The following is a 17,226-nucleotide window of genomic DNA, read 5'->3' as shown; positions in this document are numbered from 1 at the left end:
GGGCGGGCCACCCGGCCCGGTGCTGTCAGGTACTGGGCGTGCGGGGGGTCGCGGACTCCCCGCACTCGCGCTCCCGCGCCCCCTCCCGGGTGCGCCCCGCGGCGACCGGGCGCCGCGGATTGCGGCGCAGCCACTCGCCCTCCAGCTGCGCCATCCGCTCGTTGTGGGCCCGCAGCGCGTCGTTCGAGCCGTACAGCAGCGTGTCGTGCCGCGTGCGGTGGATGGTCTCCAGCTCCTTCATGAGCTGCTGGTCGTCCAGGCGACCCGGGTCCACTCCGGTCATGGCACCGTCCCGCGTGTCGTGTTCGTTCATGCGGGCCGGGTACCCGCCCGGTGACACACCACCACCCCCGAGCGGTATCCGGGAGGGACCCATGGATCTCGCGTTTCTGCACCCCCTCTATGAACACCAGGGGCCCTGGGCCTCCGTGTACGTCGATCTGTCCCGCAACGCGGAGGACACCGCGCACGCCCGTGACCTGATGGCCGCCGCCGTGACCCGGGAGCTGGCGGAGCAGGGCGCCGACGAGGCGACCTGCCGGGCCGCGCGGGAGGCCGTGGAGAGCCTGCGGCACGCCACCGACCCGCACGGCCGGGCGCTGTTCGTGCACGCCGGTCAGGTGGTCCTCGACACCCCGCTGGCCCGTCCGCCGCAGGGCGGCACCACCGTCCACTGGGCACCCCTGCCGCGGGTCTCGCCGCTGCTGGAGCTGGCCGGTGAGGACGCGGTGTGCGTGGTGGCGTACATCGACCGCAAGGGCGCCGACTTCGAGCTGCGCTCCGCACTGGGCGGCTCGGACGCGGGCGGGGTGACCGGCCGGCAGTGGCCGGTGCACCGCACCAGCTCCGTCGACTGGTCGGAGCGGCACTTCCAGCTCCGGGTGGAGAACACCTGGGAGCACAACGCGGCGGAGATCGCCGACGCGCTCGCCGTGTGCCAGGAGGAGACCGGCGCCGACCTGCTGATCCTGGTCGGCGACGGCCGGGAGTGCCGGTCCGTGCACGAGCGGCTGCCGAAGCGGCTCCAGGGCCGTGCGGTGGAGGCCGCGCACGGCACCGGGAGCCGGCTGCTCGACGAGGAGGTGCAGCGGCTGCGCGAGGAGCACGTCACCGCGCGGGCCCAGGAGGACCTGGACCGGTTCCTGGCCGCCCGCACCCCGGACGGCGAGGGCCGGGCCGCCGCCGTGGAGGGCGTGCCGGCGCTGGTCGAGGCGGCGCGGGAACACCGTATCGACGAGCTGCTGGTCATCCCGGACGGGCCGGACACCCACCGCGAGGTGTGGATCGGCGAGGACGCCGACCAGCTGGCGGTGCGGCGCACCGAGCTGAAGACGCTCGGCGAGCAGAACTCCTGGTCGGCGCGGGCGGACGACGCGCTGCTGCGCTCGGCCGTGATGACCGGCGCCCCGGCGATCTCGGTCCTGCCGGCGCTGCCGGACACGGAGGACCGGGAGGACACGCCGGTGGGCGGTCTCGGGGCGCTGCTGCGCTGGAGGTGAGTCAGCGGGCCCGCTCGACCCGCCGCTCGTCCCACACCGGCTCCGGCGTCTCGCGGACCCGGCCGTCGCTGCCGAAGACCAGGTAGCGGTCGAAGGCACGGGCGAACCAGCGGTCGTGGGTGACCGCGAGGACCGTGCCCTCGAAGGACTCCAGGCCCTCCTGGAGGGCCTCGGCGGACTCCAGGTCGAGGTTGTCGGTGGGCTCGTCCAGGAGCAGGGCGGTGACGCCCCGCAGCTCCAGCAGGAGGATCTGGAAGCGGGCCTGCTGGCCGCCGGAGAGGCGGTCGAAGGTCTGCTCGGCCTGGCCGGTCAGCTCGTAGCGGCGCAGCCGGGACATGGCGGCACCCCGGTCCTGGGCGTGTTCCTTCCACAGGATGTCCAGGAGGGTGCGGCCGAGCAGCTCGGGGTGGGCGTGGGTCTGGGCGAAGTGGCCCGCGACGACCCGCGCCCCGAGCTTGACGAGCCCGGTGTGCGCGACGTCCTCGCCGGCCAGCAGGCGCAGGAAGTGGGACTTGCCGGAGCCGTTGGAGCCGAGGACGGCGACCCGCTCGCCGTAGAAGACCTCCAGGTCGAAGGGTTTCATCAGGCCGGTCAGTTCGAGGTTCTCGCAGGTGACGGCGCGTACGCCGGTCCGGCCGCCCTTGAGGCGCATGCGGATGTCCTGCTCGCGCGGCGGCTCGGGCGGCGGGCCGGCCTCCTCGAACTTGCGCAGCCGGGTCTGGGCGGCGTGGTAACGGGAGGCCATCTCGTGGCTGACCGAGGCGGCCTGCCGCAGGTTCAGCACCAGCTTCTTCAGCTGGGCGTGCTTCTCGTCCCAGCGGCGGCGCAGTTCCTCGAAGCGGGCGAAGCGCTCGCGGCGGGCCTCGTGGTACGTGGCGAAGGAGCCGCCGTGCACCCAGGCGTCGGCGCCGGCCGGGCCCGGTTCGAGGGAGACGACGCGCTCGGCGGCGCGGGCGAGCAGCTCACGGTCGTGGGAGACGAAGAGGACGGTCTTGCGGGTCTCGGCGAGCCGCTCCTCCAGCCAGCGCTTGCCGGGCACGTCGAGGTAGTTGTCCGGCTCGTCCAGGAGCAGCACCTGGTCGGTGCCGCGCAGCAGCGCCTCCAGGACGAGGCGTTTCTGCTCGCCGCCGGAGAGGGTGCGCACCTGCCGCCACTGCGCCTTCTCGTACGGCACGCCCAGCGCGGCGGTGGTGCACATGTCCCACAGTGTCTCCGCCTCGTAGCCGCGTGCCTCCGCCCAGTCGGAGAGGGCCTGCGCGTACCGCATCTGGGCGGCCTCGTCGTCGACGGTCATGACGGCGTGCTCGGCGGCGTCCACCGCGCGGGCGGCGTCACGGATGCGCGGCGGGGCGACGGAGACCAGCAGGTCGCGTACGGTCGTCTCGTCCCGTACGGAGCCGACGAACTGGCGCATCACGCCGAGGCCGCCGCTGACGGTGACGGTGCCCTCGTGCGGCTTCAGCTCACCGGAGAGCAGACGCAGCAGGGTCGTCTTGCCCGCCCCGTTGGGGCCGACCAGGGCCACGACGGCGCCCTCCCCCACGCGGAAGGAGACGTCGCCGAGCAGCGTCCTCCCGTCGGGCAGGTGGTACTCCAGGTGCGCTGCTTCGAGATGGCCCATGAGGTGATTGTCCCCGGTACGGCCCCCTGCCGGGCAACCGCATTTCCGCGCGGGCCCGCGGGCGGCGTCCGCGAGCCGCGCGGGCGGCAGGAAAGGCCACCCGGCGGGTAGGCGGGAGGCATGAGCCCCGACGTAGACCTCACCGTCCCGCTGCCCGGCCCGCATCCCGTCCGCACGGCCTTCCTCGGCCTGGACCACCGTCTGTTCGAGGCGGTGGCCGCCCGGCACTGGCCCGGCGGCGACCGGGTGCTGCCCCGGCTGAGCCGCAGTGCCAACCACGGCGTGCTGTGGTTCGCGGCCGCCGCGGCGCTGGCCGCGTCCCGCACGCCCCGGGCCCGCCGGGCCGCCGTGCGCGGCCTCGCCTCACTGGGCGTGGCCTCGCTGACCATCAACACGCTCGGCAAGCGTTCGGTGCGCCGGCCGCGGCCGGTCCTCGACCCGGTGCCGCTGGTGCGGCAGCTGAAGCGGCAGCCGATCACCACCTCGTTCCCCTCCGGGCACGCCGCCTCGGCCGCCGCCTTCGCCACCGGGGTGGCGCTGGAGTCCCCGGCGTGGGGCGCGGCCGTGGCGCCGGTGGCCGCGGCGGTCGCCGCCTCCCGGGTCTACACCGGCGTCCACTTCCCCAGTGACGTGCTGGCGGGGGCGGCGCTCGGGGTGGGGGCCGCGTTCGCCGTACGGGGACTGGTGCCCACCCGGGCCCAGCTGATTCCGCCGGCCCGGCCGGTCGCCGAGGTGCCGGCGCTGTCCGGCGGCGAGGGTCTGGTGATGGTGGCCAACCTCGGCTCGGGCACTTCGGAACGGGTGCGGGCGCTGTGCGACGCGCTGCCGCTGGCCGAGGTCATCGAGGCCGAACCCGCCGATGTGCAGGGCGAGTTGGAGAAGGCGGCGGGCCGGGCCCGGGTGCTCGGCGTGTGCGGCGGCGACGGCACGGTGAACGCGGCGGCCTCGGTCGCCCTGCGGCACGGGCTGCCGCTGGCGGTCCTGCCCGGCGGCACGCTGAACCACTTCGCCTACGACCTGGGCGTGGAGGACGTCCGGGTGCTGTGCCGGGCGCTGGAGCGGGGCGAGGGGGTGCGGGTGGACGTGGGCCGGTTCACCTCCGGACGGCTGAACGGGATCTTCCTGAACACCTTCAGCCTCGGGGTCTATCCGGAGCTGGTGCGCGAGCGGGAGCGCTTCTCGCACCGGATCGGCGGCTGGCCGGCCGGGGTGCTGGCGGCCGTACGGGTGCTGCGCGCCGACCGGCATCCGCTGCGGGCCGAGGTCGGGGGCCGCACCCGGCCGCTGTGGCTGCTGTTCGCGGGCAACGGCACGTACCACCGCATGGGCCTGGCACCGGGCCGCCGCCTCGACCTGGCGGACGGCCGGCTCGACGTCCGGGTGGTGCACGGCGGCAGTCGGCCCGCGCTGCGGCTGCTGTCCGCGGCCTTCGCCGGGCCGCTCACCCGCTCCCCCGCCCACGCGGCGGTACGGGTGGGGCGGCTGCGGCTGGCCGGGGTCGCGCCGGGGACGCTGCTGGCGTACGACGGCGAGGTCACCGAGACCGAGGGCGACGTGACGGTGGAGAAACTGCCCGAGGCGCTCACGGTGTACCGTCCGCTGACATGATCCTGACGCCCCGTCATCCCATATGGCGAAACGCCGAGTCTCATCATGTGATCGACGGGCGTACGGTGATCCCAGCCGCCTGAGAGGGGATCAGCGATGCCGCAGCCGCGGGAGACCGCCGTCTACACGCACGGGCACCACGAGTCCGTGCTCCGCTCGCACACCTGGCGCACCGCCGCCAACTCCGCCGGGTACCTGCTCGGCTCCCTGAAACCGCACATGAAGATCCTGGACATCGGGTGCGGTCCGGGCACCATCACCGCGGACCTCGCGGCGCTGGTCCCGGACGGCCACGTCACCGGCGTCGACCGGGCCCCGGAGATCCTGGACCGGGCCCGGGCGACGGCCGCCGGCCGGGGTCTGGCGAACATCGACTTCGCGGTGGCGGACGTGCACGCCCTGGACCACCCCGACGACACCTTCTGCGTGGTCCACGCCCATCAGGTGCTCCAGCACGTGGGCGACCCGGTGCGCGCGCTGCGCGAGATGCGGCGGGTGACGAAGCCGAACGGTTTCGTCGCCGTCCGCGACTCGGACTACGGCGCCATGACCTGGTACCCGGCGTCGGCGGGGCTGGACGACTGGCTGGACCTGTACCGGCGGGTGGCCCGGGCCAACGGCGGCGAGCCGGACGCCGGGCGCCGGCTGAAGGCGTGGGCGCTGGAGGCGGGGTTCACCGACGTCACCGCCACCTCCAGCGCCTGGACCTTCAGCACGCCCGAGGAGCGGGCCTGGTGGGGCGGCCTGTGGGCGGACCGCACCGTGGAGTCGGCGTACGCCGGGCGGGCCACCGGGGGCGGCCACGCGACGGCGGAGGAACTGCGGGCCGTTTCGGCGGCCTGGCGGAATTGGGCGCAGCAGCCCGACGGCTGGTTCGCGGTTCTGCACGGAGAGATTCTGTGCCGGAAAGAAGCCTGATCGACGAAATTCGGGACACCAGTACGGCAGGAGGTAATAATCATGGTCCCGCTTCTGCTCGTACTGTTGCTCGCGCTCATTCTTTTCGGCGCCGGATTCGCTCTGAAGGTGCTCTGGTGGGTCGCCCTGGTCGTCATCGTGCTGTGGCTGCTGGGCTTCCTGGTCCGCGGCACCAGCGCCGGAGGCGGCCGGAGCCGCTGGTACCGGTGGTGAACCGGTACAGACCCTGAACACGGGGTGAGAACACAGGGTGAGGCCGCTGCCCCGGGAGGTTCACTCCCGGGGCAGCAGCGGTCCCAGCGGCCCGAGGTCCAGATTCAGGTCCTCGGGCCGCAGTCCGTACCGCTCCCGCAGCTCGGTCATGCGGTCGTCGAGCAGCATCAGGGTGAGCCCGATGCGCTCCTCCTGGTCCTCGGTGAGATCGCCCTGGTCGAAGCGGCGCAGCGCCTGCCGCTCCATGAGCTGGCGCAGCAGTTCGACCACGGTCAGCACCAGCTTGATCAGGTCGCGTTCGACGGTGTCGGGCTCGAACTCGATCCTGCCGTGTCGCTCGCTCACGTCAGTCCTCCCAGGGGGAGGGGACGTTGGCGTTGACCGAGCTGATCAGCGCGTTCAGGTCGATGCGGACCAGGTCCACGTCCGCGATGCGCAGCGTGAGGTCCCCGGTGATCACGACCCCGCCGGCCAGCAGCCGGTCGAGCAGGTCGACCAGGGCGATCTCCCTGCGTTCCACGACGGTCATGAACCCTCCCCGGCGTTTTCCCCGGCGAACGAATAGGCGGCCCACGGGCCGGTGAGTTCCACCCGAATTCCCGGGGCGTCGTCCTTTGTCCGGTCGACCAGTTCCACGAATTCCTCGGAGAGATCGCGCCGCACCAGATAGGCGGCGTTGAGTACGTTGCGCCCGGCGGCGCCGGAAAGCTGGGGATTCTGGGGCGCGTGCAGACGGGTGTCGTCGGCCCGGGCGGACAGCGTCTCGTGCAGCCGGCCGGCGAACTCCTCCGCCCGCTGCCACAGGTCCTCGCTCGCCCGCGTGCGCATGCGCCGCCGGATCAGGTAGTCGCGCCCCGAGGCGGGCTTGCCGGGCGGCTCCCGGTCCTCGCTCTGCCCGCCGCCGCCCTCGACGTACACCTTGACGCCCCACTCGACCCGGCCGTTCAGCCGTTCGAGGGTGCGCAGGAAGTCCCGCTCGCGTTCCTCCATCATCACGCGGACGCCGCTGTCGTCCCGGAAGACCGTGGCCAGCCGGAGCGGCAGCGGCGTGGTGACGACGGTGAGCGCGTCGATCACCTGCTGATGGGCGCGGGCGGTCGCCGCCAGCCAGTCCAGGTCCTCCAGGTGGGCCTTGAGGGACTCCTCGGTGAAGTCCGCCTCGGGGACGTGGCTGACGACGGCGACCAGACCGTGGTGGCGCAGCGTTCTGGGCGGGTCGCCCGCCACCCCGGTCAGCTGCGACTGGAGCGCCGCGTCGAAGGGGCGGCAGACGGCGTAGACGTACCGCAGTCCGCTCATGGGGCTTCCTCCTCCTCACGGGCCCAGCCCCGCTCGCCCTGCTCCAGCGGGGTGCGGCCCGATTCCAGCTCGGCCAGCCGTTCGCGCAGTTCCCGGTTCTCCCGGGCTAGTTCCTTGTGCTTGGCGTTCGAGGAGAGCGCCGGGTCGCTCTCCCACCAGTCGATGCCCATTTCCTTGGCCTTGTCGACGGAGGCGACGATGAGCCGCAGTTTGATGGTGAGCAGCTCGATGTCGAGCAGGTTGATCCGGATGTCGCCCGCGATGACGACGCCCTTGTCCAGCACCCGCTCCAGGATGTCGGCGAGATTGGCGCTCTGCCCCTGGCCGAAGGGTTCGGGCATACGGCTGGGTGTCGTCATCCACGGCTCCCGTGCTCGGCGTACTCGTCTTCCTCGCGGTACGCGTCGTCCTGGTCGTCCCGGTCGCCCTTGTCCTCGGCCTCGTACTCGGCGTCCTCGTCGTCCTCCGCGTACTCGTCCTCGGGCTCGGCCTCGGGCTCCTCGGCCTCGTCCTCCTCGTCCTCGGGCTCGGTCTCCGGCTCCTCGTCCTCCTCGTACTCGGCGTCCTCCTCGTCGTACGGGGCCTCTTCCTCAGGGTGTTCCCCGGGTTCCCCTTGGCTCTCCCGCTGCTCCCGTTCCTCCTCCTCGACCGCGTCCTCGTGGCTGCGGACGACCTCGCCGTCGCGGACCTCCCCGCGCCAGCCGTCCTCCGCCTCGCCCTTGAGCGTGATGAAGCGGACGTAGTTCTTCAGGTCGAGCCGCAGGCGACGGCCCTGGGCGCGCCAGATGTTGCCGGTCTTCTCGAACAGGCCCTCGGGGTAGTACTCGACGACCACCAGGACCCGGGTGAGGTTCTCGGCGAGGCGGTGGAAGGAGACGACGCCCTTCGTGGTGCCCTTGGCGCCCTCGGACGTCCAGGAGACCCGGTCGTCCGGCACCTGCTCGGTGGTCTTCGCCTTCCAGCTGCGGTTGGACCAGAAGACCTTCAGCTGCCAGTCGGAGGTGGTGTCGTCGGCGCGGTCCGCGCTCTTGACGCCCTTGGCGAAGGTGCTGAAGTCCTGGTACCGGGTCCACTGGTCGTAGGCGGTGCGCAGCGGGACGCCGACGTCGACGTACTCGATGATGACCGTCGGCTTCTTGCCGGCGCCGCCCTTGCGCTTGCCCTTGCCGCCACCGAGGTTCTTGACCGCGCCGACCACGTTGTCCTTCAGCCGGCCGGCGCCGATCTCCACCGCGGTGCGCATCGGGCTCTTGCCCTCGGCGAGCTTGCGACCGCCGTCGAGGGCGAGCTTGGCGAAGCCGGGGCTGTTGCCGTCGGCGATGTCGTTCAGCTTGACGGTGGTCTCGCCGAGCTTGCGGCCGACGCCGACCAGCATGCGGGTGGCCTGGGCGGCGAGGTACTGCTGCACCTCGTCCTTGAGCCGGTCGGCGGCCTCGCTGCGGGCCAGGTCGGTCAGCGGGTTGTTCTTCGCCGCGCCGCCCGCCTCGGAGGCCGCGGATCCGAGGGTGCCGGTCATCGCTCACCGCCTCCCTTCGGCAGCCGGGCCCGGGTACCGCGGGCGGCGCCCCGGGCCGACTTCGTCGCCGACTGCGTCCGCTTCGCCGCGGACTTCGTCGCCGCGGTCTTCCTGGCCGGGGCCTTCTTCGCCGGGGCCTTCTTCGCGGCGGTCTTCTTGGCGGCCGTCTTCTTCGCCGACGCGGGCGCCTTCTTCGCGGCCTTCGGCGCCGCCTCGTCGGCGTCGCCGTACCCGTCGTCACGGTCGTACTCGCCGTCACGGTCGTACGCGTCGTCACGGTCGTACGCGTCGTCACGGTCGTACGCGTCGTCACGGTCGCCGTCGGTGTCACGGTCCTCGTCGGCGTCCGCGCCGGGTACGCGGGAGGCGACGCCCGAGAGCTGGTCGCGCACCTGGGAGGTACGGCCGTGCAGCCGGTCGGCGAGCCCGTTGATCTGCCGCTCGACCAGCGCGCCCGTGGCCGCCTTGCCGACGCCCCGCATGTCCTGCCGCAGCTGGTCACCGATCTCCTTGAACTGCGGATTGTTCTGCAGCTGGGTGGAGACCAGGTCCGCGATGCCGCGCGGGGTGAGGTTCATCCGCTTGCCCGCCACCGCCGTGCCCACGGCGATCGCGACTTTCAGTTTCTTCGTGCGTCCCAGCAGATAGCCGGCCCCTACCGCGAGGCCGAGTCCCACTCGATTCATGGTGTCGTCCCGTTGCCCGTTCCCGCGCTGTGGCGCGAAGCGATCTCCAGCCGGTCCAGGAGTTCGTCCTCCTGCCGGTCGAACTCCTCCTCCGTGATCTCGCCGGCCTCCAGCCGCTCCTCCAGGCGGGCGAGTTCGGCTCGTACGGTGGCCGGGTCGTAGTAGATCCGCTCGGCTTCCTGGAGTACCTGTCTGATGGCCCAGGCGCTGCCGCGTGCCGGTGCGAGCGGCAGCAGCAGCACCTCGGAGATCAGGCCCATGTCGTCACCCCGCTCCGGTACCGGCGCCGCCGCCCGCCGCGGTGCCCGCGGGCTCGGCGGGGCCGGGCTCCACGAAGCTGTACGGCGGCAGCGGCCCGTTGATCCGCACCTCCAGGTGCGGCAGTTCCTGGCGGGCGCGCTCCACGGCCGCCAGGAAGGTCTCGGCCCGCTCCCGGTCCACCAGGAACGACACGTTGGCCAGCCAGCCCGTGGACTCGGGTCCGACACTGACCGCGTCGGCCTCCGTCTCCAGGACGCGCTGGAGCGCGGCGGCGTCCTCGGCCTCCCGGGCCTGGACCGCCGCGGCGACCATCTCGCCGAGCTGGATCTTGCTCTCGTAACTGCCGCCGCCCGCCTTCCGGTTGGCTTCCGCCAGTGCGCGGATCTCCGGGCTGGTGGCCATCACGTGGTGCAGTACGGCCTCTTCCACGTGGTTGGCCTTGATGTTGTACTCGACCCGGTTGTCCAGGGCGCGCAGCCGCTCCTTGTAGTGCTCGGCGCGTTCGGCGAGCACGCCGGTGACCGCCTTGTCGTCGGGGGCGACGCTGCCGAACCGCATGGGCAGCACACAGCCGGCCGCGCCCGCCTCGGCAAGCACGTTCTGGTGGGCGAGCAGGTCCTTGCGCTTGGGCCGCAGCCCCTCGGGGGCGTCGCTGACGACGGCCGCCAGCTCGCCCTCGGTCAGCACCCGCACCGTGCGCGGCGGATCGCCGACGCCGGCCAGGTCCTCCGGGAGCGAGGGGTGCGCACTCGCGGTGATGCCGTAGACGTACGTGCTCACTCCTGCTCCTCCTTACGGCGCGAGGACGTCGACCTGCGGGCACGCGGGCGGGACTCGGTCTCGCCCTCCCGGGCCTGCTTGAAGGCGTCCGAGATGGTCTCGGCGGCGCCGGACAGCGCCCCCTTGGACTTGCCGCGCGCACCGGACTCGGTCATGGTCCCGACCAGGTCGGGCAGGCCCGGGTTCTTGCGCGGACCGGCCTCCAGGTCGAGGCGGTTGCACGCCTCGGCGAAGCGCAGGTAGGTGTCGACGCTGGCGACGACGACCCGGACGTCGATCTTGAGGATCTCGATGCCGACCAGGGACACCCGCACGAATGCGTCGATGACGAGCCCCCTGTCCAGGACGAGTTCGAGCACGTCGTAGAGGCCGCTGCTGCCGCCTCCGCCTCCGGTCTGCTGTGCCGGTACGACAGTCATGCCGGCTGATCCCTCCTTGGGTCTGTTGGGTGCTATGGGGCTAGGGCTATGAGGCTGTGGGTCTGTGGGTCTGTGGGTCTGTGGATGTGGTGCCGGTGGGGCCGGTCCGCCCGGCCCAGGGTCTAGTGGCCGCCGGGCCTGCGTGCGTCGGACCGTCCACGCTCGTAGCGGCGGACCCGGCGGTATCCGGTGAGCTGCCCGTCGGCGTCGAGCTCCACCTCGTAGCTCGCCATCAGGCTCATCGTGTCGGGGACGCGCTCCAGTTCGAGCACCTCGACCTCCAGAGCCCAGCCCTCCTCCGTCTGCTCGAAGGACGACACGGACTCGGCGGTCATGCCGGTCAGCTCCGCGAGCTGTGCGCGTGCCTCGCGCAGCACCTCCATCGGGCGGGGCCGACGTGACTCACCGGACGTCTGCGACCTCTGGGACTTCTGGGACTTCCGTGAATCCTGTGAACTCTGTTGCGTGGGTTGCGAATCGGACGTGTTCGTTGTGTTCGACATGGCCACCTCCCCCTCCGTGTGGCCGCAAGAGTGTTCGCCAAACCTTTACGAGCACACGCATCTGCTCCGCGCAACTCGGAGCAGGCCGGACGGGTGAGAGCCGGGCCGGCCGGGTCAGCCGCGCAGGGCCGCCAGCCGCCGCCGGGCCGGCCCCAGGGTCCGGCCACGCTTCATGAGGTCGCCCCACGGGTCGGTACGGGCTGCTCGACCGCGTCCGCGACGGTCCAGCGGCGGGCGTGCAGCGCGGGGTCGTCCAGCTGGTCCCAGCCGAGGGGGGTGGCCACGGGGGCGCCCGGCCTGGCCCGCACTGTGCAGGGGGCGACGGCGGTCTGCGCGGAGGCGTTGCGCTGGACGTCGAGGCAGAGCCGGTCGCCGCGGTCCTTCTTGCGGGCGGCGGCGGTGAGCCGGCCCGGGTGGGCGGCGGCGAGGGTCTCGGCGACGAGGTGGGCGAACTCCCGTACCTCGTCGAAGTCCGGCCGCCCGCGCAGCGGCACGATCACGTGCAGGCCACGGGAGCCGGTGGTCATCAGCCCGACGGCAGGCGCAGCAAGTCGAGCAGCTCGCCCAGCAGCACGGCCGCCTCGCGGACGGTCCCGAAGTCGTCGACGCCCGGGTCGAGGTCGAAGACCATGCGGTCGGGGTGGTGCGGGCGGTCGGCGCGGGAGAGCCAGCGGTGCAGGGTGAGGGCCGCCTGGCCGGCGAGGTGGAGGAGGGTGGCGGTGTCGTCGCAGACGGTGTGGCGGACCGTGCCCCCCTCCTTGGGCAGCTCCACGCGGGTGATCCGGTCCGGGTAGTGCGCGGGCGTGTTCTTCTGCATGAACACCGGGCCGTCGATGCCGTCCGGGTGCCGCTCCAGCATCAGCGGGCGGCCCCGCAGGTGCGGCAGCAGACACGGGGCGACGGCCCGGTAGTAGTCGACCAGGTCGCCCTTGGTGACCTGGCCGGCGGCCTTCTTCGCCGGGAAGAGGACCTTGTCCGGCCGGTGCACCTCGACGGTGCCGCGGCCGGCCCGCACCCTCCGTGCGGCGGCTGGGCTCACGGCACCACCGCCTGCTCCACCAGCAGCCGGCCGGCCGTGGCGATCGACTCGGCGTCGATGCCGGACGCGTGCAGCTGTTCGTCCGGCGCGGCCGAGCCCGGCATCGTACGCACCGCGAGCCGGACCAGCCGGGGCACGGGTCCGCCGTCGGCGAACGCCTCCGCGACCGCGTCGCCGAGGCCGCCCTCGGGGTGGTGGTCCTCGACGGTGACCAGACAGCCGGTCTCCTCGGCGGCCCGGCGCAGGGTGTCCCGGTCCACCGGCTTGACCGAGTACAGGTCGATCACCCGGGCCGCGATGCCCTTCCGGGCCAGGGCGTCGGCGGCGGCCAGCGCCTCGGGCACGGTGACGCCCGCCGCGACGAACGTGAGCCGGTCGTCGTCGCCGGACGAACGCAGCACCTTGCTGCCGCCGACGGGGAACTCCTCGTCGGGCCCGTAGATCACCTCGCTGCCGCCGCGCGAGGTCCGCAGATAGCGGATGCCCTCCAGACCGGCCGCCTCGGCGACCAGGCGCGCGGTCTGGTTGGCGTCGCACGGGTACAGCACGGTCGAGCCGTGCACCGCCCGCATCATCGCCAGGTCCTCCAGGCCCATCTGGCTGGGCCCGTCCTGGCCGATGGCGGTGCCCGCGTGGGAGCCGTTGAGCACGATGCCGGAGCCGCTGATGGAAGCCATGCGGATGAAGTCGTAGGCCCGGGTGAGGAAGGCCGCGAAGGTGGAGGCGTACGGCAGCCTGCCGCGCGCCGCCATGCCGACGGCCGTGGCGACCAGCTGCTGTTCGGCGATGTAGCACTCGAAGTAGCGGTCGGGGTGCTCCTTGGCGAACAGCTCCGCGCGGGTGGAGTCGCCCACCTCGCCGTCCAGGACGACGACGTCACCGCGGGCGGTGCCCAGGGCGGTCAGCGCCTGTCCGAAGGCGTCCCGGGTGGCCGCCTGCTCACCCTTCTCCCAGCGCGGCAGCTCCAGCCGCCCGGTGCCGTCCGGGTGCGGCGTCTGCGCGGACCTGGCGACGGGCTCCTGCACGTGGACGGTCAGGGAGCGCGGCCCGCCCAGCTCGTCGATGGCCTCGCCGGCGTCCTTGACCGGCTTGCCGTGCAGCCCCTCGCGGTCCTCGGTGGCCGCGACGCCCTTGCCCTTGAGGGTGCGGGCGATAATCGCGGTGGGCTGGCCGCGGGTGGAGAGCGCCTCTCCGTAGGCCCGGTCGACGGCGTCCACGTCATGGCCGTCGATCTCGACGGTGTGCCAGTCGAAGGCGCGGAAGCGGCGGGCGTAGGCGTCCAGGTCGTGGCCGTGCCGGGTCGCGCCGCGCTGGCCGAGCCGGTTGACGTCGACGATCACGGTCAGGTTGTCGAGCCGCTCGTATCCGGCGTGCTCGGCCGCCTCCCAGACGGACCCCTCGGCCATCTCGCTGTCCCCGCACAGCACCCACACGCGGTACCCGGTGCGGTCCAGGCGCGCTCCGGCCAGCGCGATGCCGACGCCGACGGGCAGGCCCTGCCCGAGCGACCCGGTGGCGGTCTCGACCCAGGGCAGCCGCTGCGGCGTGGGGTGTCCCTCCAGCCGGCTGCCCAGCTTGCGGAAGGTGCGCAGTTCCTCGTCGTCGATGACGCCGGCCGCCTTGTAGGCGGAGTACAGGAGCGGGGAGGCGTGTCCCTTGGAGAGGACGAAGCGGTCGTTGCCCGGGTGGGCGGGGCGCTCGAAGTCGTAGCGCAGGTGGTTGGCCAGCAGTACGGCCATCAGGTCGGCGGCGGACATCGAGGACGTCGGGTGTCCCGAGCCCGCGGCGTCGGCCGCGCGCACGCTGTCGACGCGCAACTGCTGTCCGAGTTCGACGAGTTCCTCGGTGTTCATGCGTCTCCTTCCGCGGGGTCGTCGTCGGCACGTTTGACGGGGCCGGGGGCCACGCCGGGGCCGGGGGGCGGCTGGTCCGGCGGGGGTTCGACACCGGGCCGGCTCCTCGCGGCCCCGCCGCCCGGGTGGGCCTCGGCGGGCTCGCCGCCGGGCTGTCCCTTGGCGGGCTCCCCGCCCGGCTGTCCCTTGGCCGGCTCGTTGCCCGGCCCGCTCGCCGCACTCACCTGACTCACCTCACCGATCTGACTCACCTCGCGGACGTGCCCGTCGCCGACCCGCTCGGCACCCGTGGCACCTGCGGCGACGACGACGCGTCGGGCCTTTCGCGTCCCCCCGGCCAGGCCCCCCAAACGTGCGCAAGCGACCCGTACCGCCGGTTTCCGGCCCGGCCTCCGGGTACCCGGCCGACAGACATCTGTCCGCCCCGCCCCCTCCCGCACGCCCATCCCGGAGGCCTCCCATGCCCGAGTACGGCTATTTCCTCTCCTGTGAGCAGTACGGTCCGGCCGAGCTGATCGAGCAGGCCCGGATGGCCGAGCAGGCCGGTTTCCAGGCGCTGTGGATCTCCGGCCACTTCCACCCGTGGAACGACGCGCAGGGCCAGAGCCCCTTCGTGTGGCCGGTGATCGGCGCGCTGGCCGAGGCGGTGTCGCTGCCCGTGGAGACGGCGGTGACCTGCCCGACGGTGCGGATGCACCCGGCGGTGGTGGCGCAGGCCGCGTCGACCAGCGCGGTGCTGACCGGCGGCCGGTTCCGCTCGGCGTCGGCACCGGCGAGGCGCTCAACGAGCACATCGTCGGCGGCCCGTGGCCGCCCGCGCACGTACGGCTGGAGATGCTGGAGGAGGCGATCCAGGTGATACGCCAGTTGTTCTCCGGCGAGGAGGTCAACCACCACGGCGCGCACTACACGGTGGAGAACGCCCGGCTGTACACGGTGCCGGACGAGCCCGTCCCCATCGACGTCTCCGGCTTCGGCCCCGCCGCCACCCAGCTCGCCTCCCGCGTCGGCGACGGGTACATCACGATGATGCCCGACGCCTCGATGGTGGAGCAGTACCTCCCCCACGCCCGAAAGGCGCGGGGGGACCCCCATGGCGGCGGCGCGGGGAAGCCGGTCAGCGGCGGGACGAAGGTCTGCTACGACACCGACGCGGACGCGGCCGTGCGGACGGCGCACCGGCTGTGGGCCAACGAACTGCTGCCCGGCGAGCTGGGCCAGGTACTGCCCTCGCCCAAGCACTTCGAACAGGCGCAGACGCTGGTCACCGAGGACATGGTGCGCCGCAACCGGGTGTGCGGCGACGACGTGGACGCCCACGTCGCCGAGCTGAAGCGGTTCGCCGACGCCGGATTCGACCGGGTCTACGTCAACCAGATCGGCCCCGACCTGCGCGGCTTCTTCGACTTCTACCGCACGAAGGTGCTGCCACGGCTCTGACGCCGGCGGCCTGCGGTCACGCCCCGCCGTGCGGCCCCTCGGGGTCGCTGTCGCCCCGGCGGGGTGCCCCGGCCTGCGTGCCCGGCCTCCCGGGCGCAGTGGGCGGCATGGGCGGGTACGGCATACCGGCCCCGCCCTGCGGCGCGGCGGGTGCCGTCCCGCCCAGCGGGCGCCCGCCGACGGCCCCGCGCCCCGCGCCCGTACCCGGCCCGGAGGGCTTCGCGGCGCCGCGCAGCAGGTAGGCGGCGACGCCGAGCAGCGCGGCCGTGATCAGCGCGGCGGCCCAGCCGGGCAGCCCGACGGCGAGCGCGAGCCCCACGGCGAGCGCCACCGCCGCGCCGGCGTAGAGCGCGGCGGCGCCGGACGCCGCGTACAGCGTCGCCGTACGGCGCTGTTTGCGCGTCTGCTCGCGCAGCTCGTCCCGGATGGTCTCGCGGGCCACCTGTGCCAACTCGTCGACCAGGTGCCTGTCCAGGTGCTCCAAGTGTGTCAGTCGGTCGTCCATGCCGGCCGGGTACCCGCAACCCGGTGGTCCATGAGCGGCCCGCCTCGGTCGCCAACTAGGCTTTTCCGCATGGACATTCTGGGAACCACACTGCGCGTCTACGTCGACGACCTGGACAAGGTGATCCCCTTCTACGAGGGTCTCGCCGGCGGCCGGGCCATGCGGTTCGAACGCGGCGGCGTCCACGTGGCGGCGGTCGGCTGTTTCTTGTTGATGAGCGGGCCGGAGTCCCAGCTGGAAGTGTTGCGCAAGGTGGCCGCGACGATCGCCGTGACCGACGTGGAGGAGACGGCCCGGGTCGTGACCGGCCTCGGCGGCGAGGTCGTCGCCGGTCCCCTCCCGACGCCCGCGGGCCGCAATCTGATCGCCCGTCATCCGGACGGTTCGGTGTACGAGTACGCCGACCGGAAGGCGTGACGGCGGCCCGCGTCAGATCCCGGGGCCGGCCGTGATCGCCCACCGCTGGTGATCGCGCCAGGCCCCGTCGACGTACAGCATCTTCGGCGAGAAGCCCTCCAGACGGAAGCCGCAGGCGCGGGCCAGGGCGATGGAGGCGGCGTTGCCCGGCCGCACGTTGATCTCCAGCCGGTGCAGCCGCATCGGCCCGAAGGCGTACCGCACGACGAGGCCGAGTCCCTCGCGCATCAGGCCGCGCCCGGCGGCGTGGGCGAAGGCGCCGTAGCCGAGCGCCCCGCTGAGGAACCCGCCCTCCACGATGTTGTTGATGTTGACGAACCCGGCGATCGCCCCGGCGATCGCCCCGCCGGCCGCCCCGTCCTTCGTCCCGTCCTTCGTCCCGTCCTTCGTCCCGTCCTTCGTCCCGTCCTTCGTCCCGTCCTTCTCGCAGACCAGGAACCCGGCCTTGGCCGGGTCCCCGATCAGCCGGCCCGCGTACCGGGCGTACGCCTCCGCGGTGTCCGGCGGGAAGAGCCAGGGGTGGTGCAGGTCCTTGCTCTCCCGGGTCCGGGCGGTGAACTCGGCCTCGTCGTCGAGGGTGAAGTGGCGTATGCCCACCCGGGGGCCCTCGGCGAGGTAGCGGGACGGCGTGTCGTGCGGCATCCCGTCA

General features: G+C 73.0%; 21 protein-coding genes and 2 pseudogenes. 6 read left to right on the top strand and 17 right to left on the bottom strand.

Annotated elements, in window-relative coordinates; translation table 11 throughout:
- Nucleotides 1-25: 25 nt before the first annotated feature.
- A complete protein-coding gene (locus J7I94_RS19610; RefSeq protein ID WP_215168434.1) occupies nt 26-313 on the bottom strand; it encodes a DUF6158 family protein in 288 nt (95 codons plus the stop codon).
- A gap of 61 nt (nt 314-374) precedes the next feature.
- On the opposite strand from J7I94_RS19610, the gene J7I94_RS19605 reads away from it, so the two are divergent.
- Nucleotides 375-1,499 carry a Vms1/Ankzf1 family peptidyl-tRNA hydrolase gene (locus J7I94_RS19605; protein ID WP_215168433.1) on the top strand — a complete coding sequence of 375 codons (1,125 nt, stop codon included), beginning with the start codon at nt 375-377 and terminating at the stop codon, nt 1,497-1,499.
- Between the two features lies 1 nt (nt 1,500).
- On the opposite strand, the gene J7I94_RS19600 is transcribed toward J7I94_RS19605, so the two are convergent.
- Nucleotides 1,501-3,120, bottom strand: coding sequence for an ABC-F family ATP-binding cassette domain-containing protein (locus J7I94_RS19600; protein ID WP_215168432.1), 1,620 nt, complete (start codon nt 3,118-3,120; stop codon nt 1,501-1,503).
- A 120-nt stretch (nt 3,121-3,240) separates the two neighbouring features.
- Here J7I94_RS19600 and J7I94_RS19595 point away from each other — a divergent pair, with 120 nt between their 5' ends.
- From J7I94_RS19595 to J7I94_RS19585, 3 genes are all read left to right on the top strand, one after another.
- Nucleotides 3,241-4,728, top strand: a complete 1,488-nt coding sequence (locus tag J7I94_RS19595) for a bifunctional phosphatase PAP2/diacylglycerol kinase family protein (RefSeq protein WP_215168431.1) — start codon at nt 3,241-3,243, stop codon at nt 4,726-4,728.
- A gap of 96 nt (nt 4,729-4,824) precedes the next feature.
- The gene (locus J7I94_RS19590) at nt 4,825-5,646 is read left to right on the top strand and encodes a class I SAM-dependent methyltransferase (protein ID WP_215168430.1); all 822 of its coding nucleotides are present in this window, start codon (nt 4,825-4,827) and stop codon (nt 5,644-5,646) included.
- 42 nt (nt 5,647-5,688) lie between these two features.
- On the top strand, nt 5,689-5,859 hold the full coding sequence (locus J7I94_RS19585) for a hydrophobic protein (RefSeq protein ID WP_215168429.1): 171 nt from the start codon (nt 5,689-5,691) through the stop codon (nt 5,857-5,859).
- A gap of 60 nt (nt 5,860-5,919) precedes the next feature.
- Here J7I94_RS19585 and J7I94_RS19580 read toward each other — a convergent pair whose 3' ends face one another.
- The 13 genes and pseudogenes from J7I94_RS19580 to J7I94_RS19520 form a co-directional block, all read right to left on the bottom strand.
- Complete coding sequence (locus J7I94_RS19580) at nt 5,920-6,204, bottom strand: gas vesicle protein K (RefSeq protein WP_215168428.1); 285 nt, start codon at nt 6,202-6,204, stop codon at nt 5,920-5,922.
- Between the two features lies 1 nt (nt 6,205).
- The gene (locus tag J7I94_RS19575) at nt 6,206-6,388 is read right to left on the bottom strand and encodes a gas vesicle protein (protein WP_215168427.1); all 183 of its coding nucleotides are present in this window, start codon (nt 6,386-6,388) and stop codon (nt 6,206-6,208) included.
- Nucleotides 6,385-7,158, bottom strand: a complete 774-nt coding sequence (locus tag J7I94_RS19570; RefSeq protein ID WP_215168426.1) for a GvpL/GvpF family gas vesicle protein — start codon at nt 7,156-7,158, stop codon at nt 6,385-6,387. The genes J7I94_RS19575 and J7I94_RS19570 overlap by 4 nt, the downstream gene beginning before the upstream one ends.
- Complete coding sequence (locus tag J7I94_RS19565; RefSeq protein ID WP_215168425.1) at nt 7,155-7,517, bottom strand: gas vesicle protein; 363 nt, start codon at nt 7,515-7,517, stop codon at nt 7,155-7,157. The genes J7I94_RS19570 and J7I94_RS19565 overlap by 4 nt, the downstream gene beginning before the upstream one ends.
- Nucleotides 7,514-8,674 carry an SRPBCC family protein gene (locus tag J7I94_RS19560; RefSeq protein ID WP_215168424.1) on the bottom strand — a complete coding sequence of 387 codons (1,161 nt, stop codon included), beginning with the start codon at nt 8,672-8,674 and terminating at the stop codon, nt 7,514-7,516. Before J7I94_RS19560 ends, J7I94_RS19565 begins: the two co-directional genes overlap by 4 nt.
- Nucleotides 8,671-9,360 (bottom strand): DNA primase, encoded by a 690-nt coding sequence (locus J7I94_RS19555; RefSeq protein WP_215168423.1) that lies wholly within the window; start codon nt 9,358-9,360, stop codon nt 8,671-8,673. Before J7I94_RS19555 ends, J7I94_RS19560 begins: the two co-directional genes overlap by 4 nt.
- Nucleotides 9,357-9,620 carry a gas vesicle protein GvpG gene (locus J7I94_RS19550; RefSeq protein ID WP_215168422.1) on the bottom strand — a complete coding sequence of 88 codons (264 nt, stop codon included), beginning with the start codon at nt 9,618-9,620 and terminating at the stop codon, nt 9,357-9,359. The genes J7I94_RS19555 and J7I94_RS19550 overlap by 4 nt, the downstream gene beginning before the upstream one ends.
- Nucleotides 9,621-9,624: 4 nt before the next feature.
- Nucleotides 9,625-10,401 (bottom strand): GvpL/GvpF family gas vesicle protein, encoded by a 777-nt coding sequence (locus tag J7I94_RS19545; protein ID WP_215168421.1) that lies wholly within the window; start codon nt 10,399-10,401, stop codon nt 9,625-9,627.
- Nucleotides 10,398-10,820: a gas vesicle structural protein GvpA gene (locus tag J7I94_RS19540; RefSeq protein WP_215168420.1), complete on the bottom strand. Its 423-nt coding sequence runs from the start codon at nt 10,818-10,820 to the stop codon at nt 10,398-10,400. The genes J7I94_RS19545 and J7I94_RS19540 overlap by 4 nt, the downstream gene beginning before the upstream one ends.
- A 122-nt stretch (nt 10,821-10,942) precedes the next feature.
- Nucleotides 10,943-11,323: a gas vesicle protein gene (locus J7I94_RS19535; RefSeq protein WP_215168419.1), complete on the bottom strand. Its 381-nt coding sequence runs from the start codon at nt 11,321-11,323 to the stop codon at nt 10,943-10,945.
- 114 nt (nt 11,324-11,437) lie between these two features.
- Nucleotides 11,438-12,338 (bottom strand): annotated as a pseudogene (gene ligD / locus J7I94_RS19530) (non-homologous end-joining DNA ligase).
- 20 nt (nt 12,339-12,358) lie between these two features.
- Nucleotides 12,359-14,215, bottom strand: a complete 1,857-nt coding sequence (locus J7I94_RS19525; RefSeq protein ID WP_215168418.1) for a transketolase — start codon at nt 14,213-14,215, stop codon at nt 12,359-12,361.
- A complete protein-coding gene (locus tag J7I94_RS19520; RefSeq protein WP_215168417.1) occupies nt 14,212-14,439 on the bottom strand; it encodes a hypothetical protein in 228 nt (75 codons plus the stop codon). Before J7I94_RS19520 ends, J7I94_RS19525 begins: the two co-directional genes overlap by 4 nt.
- 236 nt (nt 14,440-14,675) lie before the next feature.
- Between J7I94_RS19520 and J7I94_RS19515 the strand changes: the two are divergent.
- Nucleotides 14,676-15,655 (top strand): annotated as a pseudogene (locus J7I94_RS19515) (LLM class F420-dependent oxidoreductase).
- A 16-nt stretch (nt 15,656-15,671) separates the two neighbouring features.
- Here the strand turns inward: J7I94_RS19515 and J7I94_RS19510 are convergent.
- Nucleotides 15,672-16,160: a phage holin family protein gene (locus J7I94_RS19510; RefSeq protein WP_215168416.1), complete on the bottom strand. Its 489-nt coding sequence runs from the start codon at nt 16,158-16,160 to the stop codon at nt 15,672-15,674.
- A gap of 69 nt (nt 16,161-16,229) precedes the next feature.
- On the opposite strand from J7I94_RS19510, the gene J7I94_RS19505 reads away from it, so the two are divergent.
- Complete coding sequence (locus tag J7I94_RS19505; protein WP_215168415.1) at nt 16,230-16,577, top strand: VOC family protein; 348 nt, start codon at nt 16,230-16,232, stop codon at nt 16,575-16,577.
- 12 nt (nt 16,578-16,589) lie between these two features.
- On the opposite strand, the gene J7I94_RS19500 is transcribed toward J7I94_RS19505, so the two are convergent.
- Entirely contained in the window at nt 16,590-17,219 is a 630-nt protein-coding gene (locus tag J7I94_RS19500; RefSeq protein WP_215168414.1) for a GNAT family N-acetyltransferase, read from the bottom strand.
- Nucleotides 17,220-17,226 lie beyond the last annotated feature (7 nt).

The sequence above is a fragment of the Streptomyces sp. ISL-12 genome (genome assembly GCF_018614415.1).
In the GTDB taxonomy this organism is placed as follows: Bacteria; Actinomycetota; Actinomycetes; order Streptomycetales; family Streptomycetaceae; genus Streptomyces.
The sequence above is the reverse complement of the archived record's forward strand: the minus strand, read 5'-3'. Positions and strand labels throughout refer to the sequence as shown.